Annotated in this window: 16 protein-coding genes; 5 read left to right on the top strand and 11 right to left on the bottom strand. The window is 36.0% G+C overall.

Annotation, left to right across the window (positions count from 1 at the left end; translation table 11 throughout):
- On the top strand, positions 1-105 hold a 105-nt coding region (locus tag ACK2M2_RS12280; RefSeq protein ID WP_409512420.1), incomplete at its 5' end, for a hypothetical protein.
- A gap of 87 nt (positions 106-192) precedes the next feature.
- Here the strand turns inward: ACK2M2_RS12280 and ACK2M2_RS12285 are convergent.
- Positions 193-1,068: a histone deacetylase gene (locus tag ACK2M2_RS12285; RefSeq protein WP_419348869.1), complete on the bottom strand. Its 876-nt coding sequence runs from the start codon at positions 1,066-1,068 to the stop codon at positions 193-195.
- A 15-nt stretch (positions 1,069-1,083) separates the two neighbouring features.
- Positions 1,084-2,055: a hypothetical protein gene (locus tag ACK2M2_RS12290; protein ID WP_419348963.1), complete on the bottom strand. Its 972-nt coding sequence runs from the start codon at positions 2,053-2,055 to the stop codon at positions 1,084-1,086.
- A gap of 437 nt (positions 2,056-2,492) precedes the next feature.
- On the opposite strand from ACK2M2_RS12290, the gene ACK2M2_RS12295 reads away from it, so the two are divergent.
- Both ACK2M2_RS12295 and ACK2M2_RS12300 read left to right on the top strand, forming a co-directional pair.
- Positions 2,493-4,148, top strand: coding sequence for a poly alpha-glucosyltransferase (locus ACK2M2_RS12295; RefSeq protein ID WP_419348872.1), 1,656 nt, complete (start codon positions 2,493-2,495; stop codon positions 4,146-4,148).
- 25 nt (positions 4,149-4,173) lie between these two features.
- Positions 4,174-5,238, top strand: a complete 1,065-nt coding sequence (locus tag ACK2M2_RS12300) for a YheC/YheD family protein (protein WP_419348875.1) — start codon at positions 4,174-4,176, stop codon at positions 5,236-5,238.
- A gap of 215 nt (positions 5,239-5,453) precedes the next feature.
- Here the strand turns inward: ACK2M2_RS12300 and ACK2M2_RS12305 are convergent, their stop codons facing one another.
- Positions 5,454-6,428, bottom strand: a complete 975-nt coding sequence (locus tag ACK2M2_RS12305; protein WP_419348877.1) for an alpha/beta fold hydrolase — start codon at positions 6,426-6,428, stop codon at positions 5,454-5,456.
- Positions 6,429-6,549: 121 nt separating this feature from the next.
- On the opposite strand from ACK2M2_RS12305, the gene ACK2M2_RS12310 reads away from it, so the two are divergent.
- Positions 6,550-6,861 carry an MGMT family protein gene (locus tag ACK2M2_RS12310; RefSeq protein WP_419348880.1) on the top strand — a complete coding sequence of 104 codons (312 nt, stop codon included), beginning with the start codon at positions 6,550-6,552 and terminating at the stop codon, positions 6,859-6,861.
- Positions 6,862-6,942: 81 nt separating this feature from the next.
- Here ACK2M2_RS12310 and ACK2M2_RS12315 read toward each other — a convergent pair whose 3' ends face one another.
- The 6 genes from ACK2M2_RS12315 to carA form a co-directional block, all read right to left on the bottom strand.
- Positions 6,943-7,389, bottom strand: coding sequence for a universal stress protein (locus ACK2M2_RS12315; protein WP_409512379.1), 447 nt, complete (start codon positions 7,387-7,389; stop codon positions 6,943-6,945).
- Positions 7,390-7,664: 275 nt separating this feature from the next.
- Positions 7,665-8,309, bottom strand: coding sequence for a CatB-related O-acetyltransferase (locus ACK2M2_RS12320; protein WP_409512380.1), 645 nt, complete (start codon positions 8,307-8,309; stop codon positions 7,665-7,667).
- A 54-nt stretch (positions 8,310-8,363) separates the two neighbouring features.
- Positions 8,364-9,239, bottom strand: a complete 876-nt coding sequence (locus ACK2M2_RS12325; RefSeq protein ID WP_419348885.1) for a class I SAM-dependent methyltransferase — start codon at positions 9,237-9,239, stop codon at positions 8,364-8,366.
- 154 nt (positions 9,240-9,393) lie between these two features.
- Positions 9,394-9,870 carry a transcription elongation factor GreA gene (gene greA, locus ACK2M2_RS12330; RefSeq protein ID WP_409512382.1) on the bottom strand — a complete coding sequence of 159 codons (477 nt, stop codon included), beginning with the start codon at positions 9,868-9,870 and terminating at the stop codon, positions 9,394-9,396.
- Between the two features lie 94 nt (positions 9,871-9,964).
- Positions 9,965-13,198, bottom strand: a complete 3,234-nt coding sequence (carB, locus tag ACK2M2_RS12335) for a carbamoyl-phosphate synthase large subunit (RefSeq protein WP_409512383.1) — start codon at positions 13,196-13,198, stop codon at positions 9,965-9,967.
- A 14-nt stretch (positions 13,199-13,212) separates the two neighbouring features.
- Entirely contained in the window at positions 13,213-14,355 is a 1,143-nt protein-coding gene (gene carA / locus ACK2M2_RS12340; protein WP_409512384.1) for a glutamine-hydrolyzing carbamoyl-phosphate synthase small subunit, read from the bottom strand.
- A 316-nt stretch (positions 14,356-14,671) separates the two neighbouring features.
- Between carA and ACK2M2_RS12345 the strand changes: the two genes are divergently transcribed.
- Positions 14,672-15,190, top strand: coding sequence for a hypothetical protein (locus tag ACK2M2_RS12345; protein ID WP_419348890.1), 519 nt, complete (start codon positions 14,672-14,674; stop codon positions 15,188-15,190).
- An 81-nt stretch (positions 15,191-15,271) separates the two neighbouring features.
- On the opposite strand, the gene ACK2M2_RS12350 is transcribed toward ACK2M2_RS12345, so the two are convergent.
- The gene (locus tag ACK2M2_RS12350) at positions 15,272-15,811 is read right to left on the bottom strand and encodes a DOMON-like domain-containing protein (RefSeq protein WP_409512386.1); all 540 of its coding nucleotides are present in this window, start codon (positions 15,809-15,811) and stop codon (positions 15,272-15,274) included.
- A gap of 21 nt (positions 15,812-15,832) precedes the next feature.
- The gene (gene yhbY, locus ACK2M2_RS12355) at positions 15,833-16,156 is read right to left on the bottom strand and encodes a ribosome assembly RNA-binding protein YhbY (RefSeq protein WP_409512387.1); all 324 of its coding nucleotides are present in this window, start codon (positions 16,154-16,156) and stop codon (positions 15,833-15,835) included.
- Between the last annotated feature and the right edge of the window lie 59 nt (positions 16,157-16,215).

Consider the following 16,215-nt stretch of genomic DNA (forward strand, 5'->3'; position numbering starts at 1 on the left):
CCAGAAGCCATTGTTGATCAAAAAACTGATGATGGTGTGGCAACCGTACATCATCCAAGTAAAGCGCAAGAAGTGAAGCGTTTGGAAAATCCAAATAATTTCTAAGAATTAAAATCCTTGAAAGATAAAAAAGCCAAATTGTAACCAGATTTTAATTTGGCTTTTTTATAAATAATTATAATTATATTTCATTTAAGATAATGTATTGAAATAAACTTCGTTAGCAGCTTTGAAAGTGTTGACGTGTAAAGGTACGAGCGTTTCCAATTTTTGATAACCACCAGCAAGCACAAACATAATGGGAATATTGTATTTTTTCGCAAGTTTAAACACCATTAAATCTCGTTCATAGAGCATTTCAGTTGTAAACCATTTAGAGCCACAACGGTCATTTTGATGACAATCCATTCCTGCTTGGTAAATAATGAGATCAGCTTGCCAATCAATGGCATGTTCAAAACCTTCCACAATCGCTTCTGAGTATTGATCGAAATTGCCTTTTTGATTGTGAATCGGACGGGTTGTGCTACGTTCATTGGTCGTACAACCAAAAGCTAAACCATAAATACTAAAATTATAGAGGTTTTTCATGGTCAGTGAATATTCGGCTGTACCATTACCGCCATGTTGATCGCAATCGAGAATAAAGATTTTTTTATGCGGGAATTGTTTGGCGATTAAAGCTAAACCATTAAACGTACAATAGGCATTGCCATGGGCATAGACGGCATGATGAAATCCTTGAGCGATATTCGCTGAAATACCATTTTTGAGTGCCAAACTCGTTGCCAATAATTGACCTGCTTGAATGGATAAAATGGCTTCCCGAAATTGTGGTGACCAATTTTTAAAACCTTGCATAGTCGCAAGAGGACGTTTTCCTGTTAAAAATGCGCGAACATAAGCTGGATCATGGATTGAGTATAAAATACGTGGATCAATACTTTCAGGGTCGACCAAATCAGCTAGTTGATCTTGTTCAAGTACTTCGGCAACAGCAGTGAGCTTTTCCATACTATTTGTGTGCGTAATCGCATAATATCGTGAGGAATAACATGCTTTCAGCATAAAAGGGCACCTACATTAAATTTGTTCTTCAGCAATTTTCGTTAACTGTTTTAGCAGAGTTGTACCTGGGCTAAAAAGCCCATTATCAACTTGCTGTTTAAAATGTGCATTGAATGCTCTTGCACGATTTTCTGGAGAAATAGACAGAGTAGTTAATCTTAAGAACCAAAAACCATCGACTTCAGAAATGGGTATAATATAACCTTTATAATGTTTATTTGTATTTTTGTGAAGTAATTCCTCATTGTATTGTACTGAAAAAAGGCTACCAGATGGAATTCGAATCCCATTCATCATGACAGGAACGAGGTTAATACATGAATGATCATCACCCATTTTGAGTTTTTCCATCAAAATAGGTCGATTATTATCATCAGTAAAAATATTGATTAACCCTTGACGTAATAGACGACCATGTGCAATTTTTAAGAAAAAATTTTCCGCCATTGGGCAGGAACCAACTTTGGGTTTTTCATTTAAATTCTTAAGTTCAAGTAAACCAGTTTCTTTTTGTGTTTTTCTTAAAATAATATCTTCTAAAAAGTTACACAGTAATTTGCTTTCTTCAAACTCAACACATTGATGAATATTATTCAAATCTTGTTGAAACTTAAACTCTTTTTGCAGAGCGTCAGTGAAAAAATCTTGCTTCGGATATGTATTTAGAAAATTGATCACATTGGCTTGTAAATGTAGATTGCGCCAACCATTTAATTCTAAGTCATATGATTTTGCTGAGGATGTTATCGTTCTTAGTGCACGAGTATCATAATCTTGAAACATACGAAAATCTTTAAAATCAGTTTCTTCACGTTCCTGATTGATAAATTCAGCAATCACACGAGTTGCTTGTGTGAAACCACATCCGCGCCTTTCAGTTTGATGACTGAAGTGTTCGTTGAGCATTTCTGTTAAATTATTAGAAAGTGGAATAAGTTTATTTTTAAAACACGTTAAAATTTCATGATTTGTGATTTGTTGTGACATCCCTTTATCCCCATAATTTTTTAGATTTTTATTGTTCATCTTTGAAAAATAATTATAGTGAATTAACATCAAAAATAAAGTATTTTTCAATAATAACAAAGGATATATTGAATTTGCATAAATATATGTGAAATAAGAAAAGCGATAAAAATTAAAGATGTAAGGATATTCTTGTGTTAAGCCGAATGAGCAAATTGGATGAGTGTACTGGCGTAGGTTTTAAAGGTAAGACGTATAATTTTGCGAATTTTTTAATATCAGAAATGATGAAGGCAACATTAAAAAAGTTTTAAACGATAAGAAATTGTTTTTTATGATGAAAAACATATAAGAGAATATGATTTGTTAAATCATTTTTATATGTGAAAAAATATATAAATGAAAAAATGTGATATATTTAACATTATTTAATAAAACCATGTGAAATGGCGAAAACAATGACACTGAAATATTTAGAACAAATTGAATTTAAAAGAAAATTAGTTGAGTGGATTGAACAGAGATTCACAAACAATAATACGTTTAAAACATTATTTATTTCACTCGGCAATGCTGAAACTCGTTGCAAGGTTTGGTCAACAACTGATGTGGATTTAAACAAAGTAATAAAAAGAGCAATGGTTTATATTGATAAATCATTTTCAAAAAGTAATGCGAGTATTGAATACATTAAACTTGATCTTGTTCAAAATATAAAAGAAAAGGAATGGGGGGATGTTGTTACAGAAATTGAAACTCAAGTACATAATAATCATTTTCGTAAAGGGATTAGCTTTGATGCGCAGTTTGGAATTTGCTTACTTGAACAAGAAATATATGGAAGATCCGTAATTCGTGGAGTTGTTTATAATGAGCCTAATTTTATTGACGAAAAAAATTTAAAAGCGACTCTAGATAAAAAATATGGAAAATTAACTGAAAAATTTGATTTTAAAAAAATAAAAAAAGTTTACTTATTTGATACTCAATCTGCTATTTACGAAAAGCAGCAGTTTATTGAGCTTCAAACAGGTGGTTGCCAAAATGGTGTACGTTGTATTGATGAAAATAATAATAAAGATCATATTATCCAAATGATTGGAAAAAATGCAGCATTTCTACATGATCAAATTAAGGATAATGGTCGCTTTATTTATGGGTACTTTCCTGCATATAACCGTGAAATTAAAAGTTATAATACAGTACGCCATTGTACTTCTTTATATGCACTTATTGAGACATTTGAGATAAATAAGCAAGAACAATACTGGTTTAAAATTCATCAATCGATAGATTATGCTTTAACGCATTTTTATAAAGAGCCACAATTGGGTACAGCATACATGATCGATGGGTTAGATGATGAACCTGAGATTAAGTTGGGTTCTAATGCTGCCGCTATTTTAATGCTGACAAAATATCAAGAAATTACACAAGATAATCGTTATCAAAAATATGCTGAATCACTTGCAAAAGGTATTCAGACGATGATTGATGAGCAAGGTGAAACGACTCATATTTTGAATTATCCATCATTAGAAATAAAAGATAAATTTCGAATCGTGTATTACGATGGTGAAGCAGCATTAGCATTGTTACGATTGTATCAAATCAATAAGAATACAGTTTTATTGGATACGGTTAAATTGATGTTTGAACATTTTATTTTGAAAAATTATGATAAATATCATGATCATTGGTTAAGTTATTGTACCAATGAGCTGACAAAAATATGTCCTGAAGAAAAATATTTTCAATTTGGTTTAAACAATTATTTAAAACATATGGATTTTATACGTAATCGTCAAACTGTATATGCGACACTCTTAGAAATGATGATGTCTGCTTATAAAATGCTAGTACGTATGGAAGAGCAGGGTTTTACTGAGTTATTGAAGTCAGCAAAATTTGAAGAATTAAAAGAGTTAATTCAATTACGCGTTGAATTTCAGAGAAATGGTTTCTTCTATCCAGAAGTTGCAATGTATATGCAAAAACCTAAAAATATATTACATGGCTTTTATGTTCGGCATGATCGTTTACGTACACGTATAGATGATCAAGAGCATAACTTGTCGGGTTATGTGGCGTATATTAATTATTTTGATATTTAAAATAAAATTAATTAAGGAAATAAAAATGATTTTTGGTATTTTAAAGCCGAATAGAGCTGTAACAGAAGTTGAACGTATATTTATTAATGTTGCACATGAACATGGACATGAAGCTTATATTTTTACGGCCGCTGATGTTGACTTTGAAAATAAAAAAATAAAAGGTATTACTTTAGAAAAAAATGAAATAATCAAAGGTTTTTTTGACTTTCCTGTAGTTATTCAAAATAGGCTTGCTGTAAAAAAAGAAGATGTATCTGTATATAATAAACTTTCTGAAATAATACCATTTACAAATCACCGTATAGGAACAAAGCAGCAAGTTTATGACAGAATGAAACGAGTAGATAATTTTAAAAAATATTTACTACAAGTAATTAATATCACAACATTAGAACATTTTATTGAATTTATTACATTACATAAAAAAATTATTGCTAAGCCAGGAGCAAGTAATCAGGGCAAAGGAATATATACTATTGAATTACAAGAACAAGGGTATTTAGTTAAACATTTGTCTGAAGAAAAAAATATTAAAAATGAAGGTATTGAGAGTTTTTTTAATGATATCTTGAAAAAAGGTAAAAGTTTTAATTTTAGTCCATATTTTTTAAGTGAAACAAATTTAGGACATGGGACAGTCTTTAGAATGCATATAACTCGTGGTCAAAATGGGCAATGGCAGTTAATTAAAATATTTCCGTATGTTAATTTAAGCAAAGCATCAGATATTACAAATGGTATGCAAGGTGCATTAATTACGACAAGAGAACAACTTTTTTTAGAGCAGTTTTATCCTAAATGTTTTAAGGAAATTAATGAAGAATTAAAAAACTTATTCAAAGTATTTACTAACCAATTTCAAAAACTTTATGCATGGCGTCTTGATTCGCTTGGTTTAGATTTAGGGATTTCACAAGATGGTGAAGTTATGATCTATGAAGTGAATTCTGGCCCTGGTATTGGTTTTATGGCTTATCCGGTGGCTTGTGCTCAAGTGAAATACTATGAATGGTTAGCTGTTAATGCAAAATTACCATTCTTGAATAATTTTCTTCCTCTTAATTTGAAAGATGAAAAGTCCTTATGAGCAGATCATGGGCTGTGATATGCGGTAATATTCGTGATGAATTAAATTTTAAACTTACGTTTCAAAAATTATTACCGTTACTAAAAGATAAAAAATGATCATATTTTATTGTCTATTTGGAAAATGCAACGTTACAAGTTACTAGCTTTTATTATCATATGGATAGAATCCAGCAAAATCCCGTTGGCTAAAAATCAACGGGATTTTTCATAATATTATTTAACCGTACTCAAAAAATCTAAATACGGTTTAACCAACAATTGTTCTTGTTCCAATAATGGCATATGACCTACACCTTTTAAGATAATTGGGTCTTTTGCATTTTTGAGTAAGCCTTTTAGTTCTGTAGCAGCTTCAACGTTAATAATTTGATCCTTTTCACCCCATGCAATTAGTACAGGTTGATCAATACTACGTGCAGCTAAAGCAAAGGTATCCGGCGTATAGACTTTTGACATCAAAATTAATTGTTCAACCAATTTACTGGTATTGGCAGATTGAGAAATCATTAATTTTTCCTGAGAGTCTTTCAATTCTTTAGGAATAAATGGAGGTATATTGGTGGCAATTTTAAGTAAACGATCTAAATCGCCTGGCTTTGAAACAATCATATTACGTAAAGACGTTGGGTCTTTTAAATAAGGTGTATTTGCTGATTTAAAAACACCAGCACTATCGATTAAAAACAAAGACTTACTATCAACTGGGTATTGTGCGGCATACAGAAGAGCAATTGAGCCGCCCATTGAATGACCTGCAACATGTAAGCCATTTTCAATTTTAGCGGCTTCTGCAAAACGGCGCAGTTTTTCAGTCATATTCGGAATAGAATAATCAAAGTCTGAAGTAACTTTACTGTCACCTTGTCCAGGTAAATCTGGAATAATGACATGATAATAAGGCGTTAAATAGCGTGCTAAACGATTCCAATTGTCTCGACTACCAGCAAGACCATGTACAAGCATAAGCGTTGGTTTACCAACTTGACCACCTTCACTATAAGCCCAATCAATGTCAGCTACTTTTAAGCGTTTACTTTGTAAACCAGCCCAAGTACGCTCTTGTTGTAAAACACTTTGGATATCAATAGTCGCAGAAGCTGCGTGTGTTTGGTTGATTAGGCTGATGCTACCTACAGTTCCCATGCTTAAAGCAATGGAAAGAATAAGTTTTTTGAATGTCCGTTTCATGCTAATTACTCTTGTTGTTTTTTATATGTGTTTTATTAAGTTAGTAGAAAATGATTCTAATTGCATTCGCTTGAATTTAATTTTAACCTAAATATTATGCCAATGCAGATGAGATTCAAAGATGTCGAATGAACTTGCACAAATGATTTTAGCTGTAGTTAGCCAAATTCCAAAAGGTAAAGTTGCAAGTTATGGACAAATTGCAAAATTGGCAGGCTTGCCAAAACATGCACGATTGGTTGGACGAGTTTTAGGACAGATTGAGGATAGGACAGCTATTCCTTGGCATCGTGTGATCAATTCACAAGGGAAAATGAGTACAACTCAACTGACTGAACATGGTGATCATCTTCAACAGATCTTATTGCTCAGCGAGGGTGTTGTTGTACTCAATGGTCGAGTAAATTTAAAGCAGTTTGCTTGGTTACCTTAAATACTTTTTATTTATCCTCAGAATTTAGTAAAAATAATACGTGATCCAAATAGAATGAAAATACTTAAGATCACGTTTTGATTAAGCTGATTTTTTGATGATCATGACAGGCACTGTTAATTCTGTTACAAGTTTTTGTGCAACACTACCTAAAATAAACTTTTGAAAGCCTGAACGACCATTCGAGCTTAAAATCACTAAATCAATATTGAGTGTATCAATGGCTTTAGTAATAGTTTTATGGATGCTTTCACCTTCAAGAATCTGTGTCTGGACATCCACACCAGCATCTACAAATTTTTGTTTGGCTGTATTGAGATTATCTTCAATAAATTTACGTGCACGTTCAATCAGCATATTACTTTGCTGACCTGATAAGTACTCGGCAGCAATATAGGGATCAAGTGTCATGACTTCTGCAACAATCACTTTACTGTTAAATGCTTTCGCAAATTCAACAACATGAGGAATAACGGATAGTGAAGTTTCGGAGCCATCAATCGGTACAAGAATTGTTTGATAAGTCATGGATATTCTCCTAATTTGAATGTAAATAATTTTTATACAGTTCTGTTCTAAAACTGTTTATACATTCATCATAACTTGAATATGATAAGAATAAAACCACGTAAATTTATCGGGATTTATTTATTTTATTAATAGAAATAACAAATAAAATTAGTTACTTGAATTTATTTGTAGAATGATTATTTAAATTTTTAATTCAATTTGTGATGAGTAATACATTTTTATGATGTGTTAAATTATATGGCGTGTATGTTGGTTCGAAAAGTCGAAAAGCTCTAATCTAAATTTTTTAGAAGATTGGTACGAGTATTTAAATATATAAATAAATTATTTATATCCTCCGTTTGCAACACATCCCGCATCTTCAAAAACTGCTTTTCATCCATCTCATAAAGTTTGAGAGAAAGCAGTTTTTCTATATCTTCATCAGAAAAACGATACTTAATCACTTTGGCAGGAACGCCACCAACGACAGCATAAGGCGGAACATTTTGTGTGACTACTGCACCTGTAGCAACTACAGCACCTTCACCTAGTGTTACACCTTGCATGATCATGGCGCGGCTGCCAATCCAACAGCCATCAGCAATGATTGTATCGCCTGCGGGGACAAAACTACGCGTATCAAAAGGAAAAGTAGAAATCCAGTCTGGGCGATGTAACTGATTACCGCCCATCATAATTACACATTCAGCACCGAAACAGACAAAATTTCCAATATAAAGCTGATCAATCGGTTTCTCTGTGGTTGCAGGTTTATCATGCAGATAGCGCACAACACAACGCTCAAATCCTTGATCCCAATAAGCAGAATAATAAGAATAATTTCCTTTAATGTGAATATTTGGATTTTTCACTGTTTTGGAAATAAACTCAAATTCACACCAATGTTTCACTGGTGAATTAATTGAATCAGTCATATAAAGCGCGATAGGAGGAGAGTATGCTTATTTTATATGACTGTGCTCAAAAGTCTAAACAATCTGTAAATGAATTAAATGAGTTGCTTGCGTATGACGAATCTGATCAGCACGTTGATGAAAATAACGTTTAGTAATCTCTGTCCCAGATAAATCTTCCAAAACGACATAACCCATTTTTTCAACGGTTTGGTGTAAATGTTCCGATGTAAAAGTACCGATTAAAGGCTCTTTTAAAAAACGTGTAAATTGTGCAATTGCAAAACTACCGATTCGTTCAATCCCTTGCAACTGCTTATAATCAATCGAATAATCCATCACAACTTCACTGTTTGAGTGTGCGATAGAGGCAATATTTTGTAAAGTTGCCAATGTTGTTTCGGGTTTTAAATAGTGGGTGGTGCCTAACCACGAGAAGAAGGCGGGCATTTTGCTGTCATATGAACTACGAAGAAGGGCATCAGATAATTTTTCTTTTTCAAAATCAATACTGACAAATTCAACATTACTTGGAATTGTGCCTAGTTTTTTTAATTTATGAATTTTGATTTTTTGTGTGTCAGGATGATCAACTTCAAATATCTTTAATTCAGGATATTGTTCAGCCATGCGTAATACAAAAGAATCCAATCCTGCGCCGACTAAAATATATTGTAAAATTTCTCTTCTATCCAATGCTTCCAATAGCCAATCTTCTGCATATATTGAGCGCCCAACGACCTGAGCCGTGAGTCTACCTAGAGATTGATTAAGTGGGGCAGAATTTAAAAATTTACAAAAAATCGGATTAGACAATAATTTGCGCCAACGGGCATTGGTCATTTCAAAAGCATAAGGGTCTGAAAAAACAGGATTTGAGCTATTTTGATGATGATTGGCACGTAATGCGGCTGCGGCTTCTGCTGTGCGGCTGATTCGTCCTGCTTTCATATTCGTCCTAGATTGTTGTTATTGGTGAAGACTTTAATGCAATGTAGAAATTTAACAATGACTGATATGATATAAAAAAATGCATTTTATGGTCATATATAAAAACAAAACCCCTCAAAAGAGGGGCTGAAATTGGAATTTTTATGCTTAAATATTAAAGATATTCAACTTTCACAATTTCGTATTCAACTTCACCATTTGGTGTTTGAATTTTTGCTTCATCGCCTTCACTTTTGCTTAAAAGACCACGAGCAATGGGTGAATTCACTGAGATTTTATTGATTTTAAAATCTGCCTCATCATCACCAACAATCTTATAAGTCTTTTGTTCTTCGGTGTCTAAGTTTTCGATCGTCACAGTCACACCAAAAACCACACGGCCATTTTGCTCAAGTGTTTTCACATCAATTTCTTGAACTGCACCGAGTTTGCCTTCAATGTCTTGGATGCGACCTTCACAGAAACCTTGTTGCTCACGAGCAGCATGGTATTCAGCATTTTCTTTCAAATCCCCATGTTCACGTGCTTCTGCAATGGCAGCAATAATACGTGGACGATCAACACTTTTAAGTTGCTGTAATTCTTTCTCTAGGGCAATTTTGCCTTCAGGAGTCATAGGATAACGTTTCATAGTTGTCCCTCAAGTTTTGGTATTTTAAAAATACAGGTTTATAAATGAAAAAAAGCCCGCCACCGAGAGGTAGCGGGACTTCTCGGTAAACGAATTAACCTACAGTTTGTAAATCTTGCAAACGATAAACATCCATTGGTAATTTAATCGCTAAAGCTTGGCAAACTGCATCGGCACCATTCAAAGTCGTTGTATGGTAAACCTTGCCTTGAAGTGCAGAACGGCGGATTGAGAATGAATCCTGTTGCGCTTGTTTGCCTTCAGTTGTATTGATAATGAGGTGAATTTCGCCATTTTTCAAGCGGTCCACGATGTTTGGACGACCTTCAGTGACTTTATTTACACGTTCACATTCAATACCAGCTTCTTGGATAATATCAAAAGTACCACCAGTCGCAAGAATTTTAAAGCCAAAACCTGCAAGTTGTTTCGCAATACCTACAGCACGAGGCTTATCTGAATCACGAACAGAAATAAATGCGTGTTTTACTTCACCTTCTGTTGGAAGACCTGGTAAACGCTCGTTTGCACCTAAAACAGCTTTGTAGAATGCTTCACCAAAAGTTTTACCCACACCCATCACTTCGCCTGTAGATTTCATCTCAGGGCCAAGAATTGGGTCAACACCAGGGAACTTATTGAAAGGGAATACTGCTTCTTTTACTGAGAAATATGTCGGGATAATTTCTTTCGTGAATCCTTGAGATTCTAAAGATTGACCCGCCATACAACGCGCAGCAACTTTCGCTAATGATTCACCGATACATTTAGAAACGAACGGCACAGTACGTGATGCACGTGGATTCACTTCTAAGATGTAAACGTCAGTGCCTTTTACAGCAAACTGTACGTTCATCAAACCAATTACGCCAAGCTCTTTCGCCATAGCAATGGTTTGACGACGCATATCATCCTGTACTTCTTGAGATAAAGAGTACGGAGGAATAGAACATGCTGAGTCACCTGAGTGAATGCCTGCTTGTTCGATATGCTGCATGATGCCGCCGATCACAACGTCTTTACCGTCAGATACGCAGTCTACGTCAACTTCAATTGCATCATCTAAGAAACGGTCAAGAAGAACAGGTGCTTCATTTGATGCTTGAACCGCATCACGTAAGTAGCGTTTAAGTTCATCATCGTTGTATACGATTTCCATCGCACGACCACCAAGAACGTATGATGGACGTACCACAAGTGGATAGCCAACTTTCGCTGCTTCAGCCATACCTTCTTCAGCAGATTTAACAATGCTGTTGTTTGGTTGACGAAGTTGCAGACGTTGAATCATTTGTTGGAAACGTTCACGGTCTTCTGCGCGGTCAATTGCATCAGGTGATGTACCGATAATTGGAGCACCAGCTTCTTCTAAAGCACGAGCCAATTTTAAAGGTGTTTGACCGCCGTACTGCACGATAATGCCTTTAGGCTTCTCGATGCGTACAATTTCCAATACATCTTCAAGTGTAATCGGTTCGAAGTACAAACGATCAGAAGTGTCATAATCGGTAGAAACAGTTTCAGGGTTACAGTTCACCATGATTGTTTCGTAGCCGTCTTCACGCATTGCAAGTGCCGCGTGTACACAACAGTAATCGAACTCGATACCTTGACCAATACGGTTAGGACCGCCACCGATCACCATGATCTTGTCTTTAGTCGATGGATTTGCTTCACATTCATCATCGTAAGTTGAATACATATACGCTGTGTCAGATTCGAATTCAGCAGCACACGTATCAACACGTTTGTAAACAGGGGTAACACCCAAGTTCCAACGATGTTTACGGAATTGTTTTTGTGAAATACCCATCAAGTCTGCAATACGAAGATCAGACAAACCTTTACGTTTGAACGAACGGATGTTGTCCGCATTCAAATCACCAAAACCTAGAGTTTTGATTTGTTCTTCAGATTTAATGATGTCTTCGATTTGAATCAAGAACCAACGGTCAATGTTTGTTGCAGTAAACACTTCATCTAGAGTGAAACCGTGACGGAATGCATCTGCAACGTACCAAATACGCTCAGCACCCGGAACACGGAGTTCTTGAAGAATTTTTTCGCGTGCTCCTTCAGTACCCACAGCGATCTTTTCGTCAAAACCAGATACACCGACTTCAAGACCACGAAGTGCTTTTTGTACAGATTCTTGGAAGTTACGACCAATCGCCATTACTTCACCGACAGATTTCATCTGAGTCGTCAAAGTTGCGTCAGCTTGCGGGAATTTCTCGAAGTTAAAACGAGGAATTTTCGTTACAACATAGTCAATTGCAGGTTCGAATGACGCAGGTGTTGTACCGCCAGTGATGTCATTTTTCAATTCATCAAGGGTATAACCAACAGCCAATTTCGCAGCAATTTTCGCAATTGGGAAACCCGTTGCTTTAGATGCAAGTGCAGATGAACGTGATACACGTGGGTTCATCTCGATCACAACCATACGACCTGTATTTGGACAAATACCGAACTGTACGTTTGAACCGCCTGTTTCTACACCAATTTCACGAAGTACTGCTAAAGATGCATTACGAAGTAATTGGAATTCTTTATCTGTCAATGTTTGTGCAGGAGCAACAGTGATTGAATCACCTGTATGCACGCCCATTGGGTCAAAGTTTTCAATGGTACATACAATGATGCAGTTGTCGTTTTTGTCACGAACAACTTCCATTTCGTACTCTTTCCAACCAATTAAAGATTCATCAATCAATAACTGTTTAGTCGGAGAAAGATCGAATCCACGTTCACAGATTTCAATGAATTCTTCTTTATTGTAAGCAATACCGCCACCTGAACCACCCATGGTGAATGATGGACGGATAATCACAGGGAAGCCGAAACGTGCTTGAATTTCTAAAGCTTCTTCCATTGATTCTGCAATATCAGCTTTTGGACATTCAAGACCAATTTTACGCATTGCGATATCGAACAGTTTGCGATCTTCAGCTTTTTCAATCGCTTCTTTGCTCGCACCGATCAATTCAACATTGAATTTTTCTAAAATGCCATTTGCATCAAGTGCAAGCGCACAGTTCAATGCTGTTTGACCGCCCATTGTTGGAAGAACAGCATCAGGGCGTTCTTTCTCAATGATGGCTGCAACAGTCTGCCACGTAATCGGTTCGATATACGTTGCATCAGCCATTGTAGGGTCGGTCATAATGGTTGCTGGGTTAGAGTTCACCAAAATAACACGATAGCCTTCTTCACGAAGGGCTTTACATGCTTGAGCACCTGAGTAATCGAACTCACATGCCTGACCGATGACAATCGGACCTGCACCAATAATTAAGATGCTTTTAATATCTGTACGTTTAGCCATGATCGCTTCCTTAATTACTTCTTAGATGCTTCGATAAGTTCGATGAAATGATCGAACAACGGTGCGCAGTCATGTGGACCAGGGCTTGCTTCAGGGTGACCTTGGAAGCTGAACGCAGGTTTGTCTGTACGATGAATCCCTTGAAGAGTTTGATCGAACAATGATTTGTGCGTAGCTTTCAAGTTTGCAGGTAATGTTTCTGCATCCACTGCGAAGCCATGGTTTTGAGAAGTAATCATCACTGTACCAGTTTCAATATTCTGTACAGGATGGTTTGCACCGTGGTGACCGTGAGGCATTTTCACAGTTTTAGCACCAGATGCTAGGGCAAGAATTTGGTGACCCAAGCAAATACCAAATACAGGTACATTGCGAGCATCTTCAACGATTGTTTTCACCGCTTCAATTGCATAGTCACATGCTGCTGGATCGCCAGGGCCATTAGACAAGAACACGCCATCTGGATTGAGTGCCAATACATCAGCAGCAGGGGTTTGTGCAGGTACAACAGTCAACTTACAACCGCGGTCTGCAAGCATACGTAAGATGTTGGTTTTGACACCATAATCGTATGCAACAACATGGAACTTCACTTCAGGTTGGGAGAAACCTTGACCTAAAGTCCAAGAGCCTTCAGTCCATTCAAAACCGTCAGGATCACAACATTCTTTAGCAAGGTCTAAACCATTTAAGCCACCGAATGCACGTGCTTTTGCAATTGCTTCTTCTTCAGTGATATTTTCACCTGCCAAGATGCAACCATTTTGAGCACCTTTATCACGTAAAATACGCGTTAATTTACGTGTATCAATATCAGCAATCGCAACGACATTATGTTGTTGTAAATATTCGCCTAAAGATTGCGTGGCACGGAAATTACTATGAAGGAGGGGGAGGTCACGAATGATTAAACCATTCGCCCATACTTTATGAATGCGACCAGACTCAACGTCTTCGTCATTACAACCAGTATTACCAATATGAGGATAAGTTAAAGTTACAAGTTGCTGTGCATAACTCGGATCAGTCAAGATTTCTTGATAACCAGTCATGGCAGTATTAAAAACGACTTCACCAGTCGTACTTCCCGTAGCGCCGATCGATGTACCTTTAAAAACGGTACCGTCAGCTAGGGCTAAAATTGCTGGGGTGCTCAAACCAAAGCTCCTGAACTAAAACCACAAAAATAGGGCTGTAAAAAAGCGAGTAGACGAAAAAAAAGGAAGGTTCATTAAATCCTACCCTCCTCATGTCTGCTCGCTTGTAACTTAACACGGCATTATACGCAGTAAACCTTAATAAGTCCATTGTATTTCTATTGAAAATACGAGATAAAACCCTTGCTATTTATCTTTAACTGTTTTCTATAACTAAGTGTATAAAATGTAAGAATTTAAGAATTGTTAGACAAATCAAAATCTAAAATTTATCTAATCGGGATATGCTAAAGGCTCATATCACAGGGGAAATAATATGAGCATCTCAAAAGAAAAGGTCGGTCAGGCTGTTGTCGAAGCAAAAGAAGTCGTGGCTGAAAAAGTAACAAAAGACGTTGCTGCAATCAAAGAAGTTGTGCTTGAAACTGCGGAAAATTTAGAAAAACTTGGTAAAGAAACACAACAAAAAGTAGTGGGTGTTGTGACCGAAACTCAAGCGAATTTAAAAGTTGAAGCAGAACAACTAAATGAACAAGTGCAAAATGTGGTTCAGGAAGTGATTCAAGAGCCAGTGCAAGAGATTAAACGAGATGCATCACAGCGTTTAGAGATCATCAAAAAGCAATTTTCAACATCAAAAAGTGATTTGTTTGAGTTCGCTCAATTTTTGAAAGCAGAATGTGGTGTGTTGGTCAAAGAATTGACTGAAGTGACTCAAGAAATTCGTGAAGATGTTGTACAAATTTCTTTAAAACATAAAGAAAATTTAGTTGAAACATTAAAGCGTTCTAAAGCCAATACCTTAGATGTTTGGAATAAAGTAACTGCAAAATAATGATTGACGAATACAAAATAAAAAAGTGGGGTCAATGACCTCACTTTTTTATTTCTAAGTATGCACAAAACAAATTGTATATTAGAAGGTATGTAACCAATCACGCTTGTTATGAAAATCGGCTTGTTGACCACTATGCTGCATCGCATAAAATTGATCACCTTGTGTGGTTTTTAACACAGCAGACAAACCAATATACACATCAGTCCATTTTAACTTATGTGTCAGCATAAACTCAGTTAAATCTACGCTGACATTTAAACCGTAATGTGTTCTTTTTAGTTGATTCAGCTCAATGTCGTAGGCAGGTTTAGGCGGCATGTCTTCAGGGTAGCGATACTCTTCAAACTGATAAGCCTGCCATGCTTGGGAAGGGGAGAGATTAACTTCCCGATAAGCGTCATCGCCCTGAATACCAATAAAGATTTCATAGCAGGTTTGTTCCCATAAAAAATCTTGTCGAGGGTTGGACGCAACCATTTCAGGATAAATCATAAATTGATTTGGATCGCGTAACCAAAAACCGACATTTAATGTAAATGGGGTTGCCTGCTCAATTGCACCGACTAAGGAAATGCTTTGAAAGCGGCGGTCAAATGCATTGAGTTCATAACTTGCCATAATCGATCGTCAACTCAGCAATTAGTTAGAAAGATTTGCGTGACGAACAAGATTAGACAATTTCGCATTTTGTTTTGCTGCTTTTTTATAAAGCAATGCAATTTTACCAATAGTTTGCACAACTTCAGCCGTTGTTTTGTTGGCAATCTCAGCAATCATTGCTGTACGTGCTTCACGATCTTCAGCTGAAATTTTAACTTTAATCAGTTCGTGATCTGCAAGAGCACGGTTAATTTCTTCAACGACATTTTCAGTCAAGCCTTGTCCACCTGTCATTACAACAGGATTAAGCGCATGACCAATTTGACGTAAACGTTTGCGTTCTTGTATAGATAGAGCCGCCATATTAAAGATAACCTAATTTTAAAAACGACTTAGTATAACAAAAGCCATATCACTGCGCT

The organism is Acinetobacter sp. TY1, from assembly GCF_048551395.1.
Classification (GTDB): Bacteria; Pseudomonadota; Gammaproteobacteria; order Pseudomonadales; family Moraxellaceae; genus Acinetobacter.